General features: G+C 42.1%; 1 protein-coding gene. It reads right to left on the bottom strand.

The window, feature by feature from the left end:
- Positions 1-5: 5 nt before the first annotated feature.
- Positions 6-1,886, bottom strand: a complete 1,881-nt coding sequence (locus AB8M93_RS07410; protein WP_373056935.1) for an ABC-F family ATP-binding cassette domain-containing protein — start codon at positions 1,884-1,886, stop codon at positions 6-8.
- Positions 1,887-2,234: the final 348 nt, after the last annotated feature.

The raw sequence follows: 2,234 nt of genomic DNA, 5'->3' as shown, positions 1-2,234 counted from the left end.
ACAACTTACAACTCACCCTTCTCCATCAACTCAAACCATCTTTCGGTTTTTTGTTCTATCTGTTCTTCCACTTCTTTTAAATCCAGGGAAGTTTTGTCAATTTCGTCTCCACTCAGGTCTTGCAGAAATTTTTGCTGAATTTCAACCTTTTTCTTTTCAAGCCTGGCGATCTCTTTTTCCAGCTTTCCATATTCCTTCTGCTCGTTATAGGTTAATTTAGAGCCAGTACTATTCTTTTTCCAGTCATTTTTGTTGTTTTTCCCACTTTCTTCTTTAGAAGATGTTCCTGCAGGTTCTTCGCTGGGTGAACTTTCTTCATAGCTCCTGTAATCGGTGTAATTGCCGGGGAAATCTTCAACTTCAGCATTGCCTTTAAAAACAAAGAGATGATCTACAATTTTATCCATAAAATAACGGTCGTGGGAAACCACTATAATACAGCCGGGAAAGTCCAGCAGGAAGCTTTCCAGAACATTTAGCGTAACAATATCCAAATCGTTCGTGGGTTCATCGAGAATAAGGAAATTGGGGTTCTGGATTAAAACCGTACACAGGTAAAGTCGCTTCTTCTCACCACCACTGAGTTTTTCCACAAAATCATATTGCTTTTTACGGTCAAACAGGAACCTTTCCAGGAGCTGCTGGGCAGAAATCTGGCGGCCCTTCTTCAGCGGGATGTAATCTCCAAATTCCCGAATCACGTCTATCACTTTTTGGCCGGGTTTGATCTTTATTCCCCGCTGGGTGTAGTAGCCAAATTTGATGGTTTCTCCAATCACTACCTTCCCCGTATCCGGCTCAAGATTTCCGGTAAGGATATTTAAAAATGTAGATTTCCCGGTGCCGTTTTTGCCAATGATGCCAATGCGTTCCCCGCGCAGAAAGTTGTAATCAAAATTTTGAAATAGCTGCTTCCCGCCAAATTCTTTAGAAAGCTTATGCAGCTCTACTACTTTACTGCCCATTCGCTCCATGTTGAGCTCCAGCTGAACGCTGTGATCATTTCTTCTTTTAGACGCCCTTTCTTTTATATCCTGAAAATCATCTATACGGGATTTGGATTTTGTAGTTCGCGCCTTTGGTTGGCGGCGCATCCATTCCAGTTCTTTTTTAAAGAGCTGTTTTGCCTTGTCTGTATTGGTTTGTTCCAGTTCTACCCGGTCTTCTTTCTTGTCCAGGTAGTAGGAATAATTGCCTTTATAGGTATAAAGCTGCCCGTCTTCCAGTTCCACGATTTCGTTACACACGCGCTCCAGGAAATAGCGGTCGTGCGTTACCATAAAAATGGTGAAGTTCTCCTTTTTGAAATAAGCCTCCAGCCACTCAATCATATCCAGGTCCAGGTGGTTGGTTGGCTCATCCATAATGATAAAGTCCGGCTTGTTAAGGAGCATATTGGCCAGGGCAAGTCTTTTTTTCTGTCCGCCGCTCAGATGTTTTACCTCTTTGGAAAGATCTTCCAGGTTTAATTTGGAAAGGATCTGTTTATATTGGGTTTCAAAGTCCCAGGCCTGGGCAGCATCCATTTCTTCAAATGCTTTTTGGTAAGCTTCGGCATCTTCAGGATTTTGTAAGGCTTTTTCGTAACGGTTAATGATTCTTAGCGTTTCATTTTCCGCAGCAAAAATTGTCTGCTCCACCGTTAGATGAGGATCAAGATCTGGTTCCTGTGGTAAAAAAGCAGTGGTAATGTCTTTACGGTACACCACCTGGCCTTCATCTGGCACATCAAACCCGGCCAGGATGTTGAGAAGGGAGGTTTTTCCGGTCCCGTTTTTGGCCACAAAACCAACCTTCTGTCCTTCATTTATTCCGAAGGAAATATTTGTAAAAAGAATTCTTTCGCCGTATGCTTTCGCGATATTTTCTACTGATAGGTAATTCACATGAAATTATTTGTCTGCAAAATAAATTGATTGCAGGGAATAAGTATGCAAGAATATAGTTTTTCTTTTCTGAAGCGGAAAGGGAGGAGAGGGATGAAGTTAGAAGTTGGAATCTTGAAAGTGAAAAGTGAAAAGTGAAAAGTGGAAAGAGGAAAGTGAAAAGTGAAAAGTGAAAAGTGGAAAGTGGAAAGTGGTACGAAAGTAGAAGTCTGAAGATGGAAAAATTAAAAGGGAAGAGTGAAATTGCATGTTTACCAAAATCAAGGCTCCACTAATTTTTTCAAGGAGGGCCCGCCTGAATGACTGCGTAGGGCAGGGTGGCCGCAGGCCGGGGTGGTTATTTGTGAG

This window comes from Autumnicola aciditolerans (assembly GCF_041679265.1).
In the GTDB taxonomy this organism is placed as follows: Bacteria; Bacteroidota; Bacteroidia; order Flavobacteriales; family Flavobacteriaceae; genus Autumnicola.
Note: the sequence above shows the minus strand (reverse complement) of the source record. Positions and strands in the feature narration are given on the sequence as shown.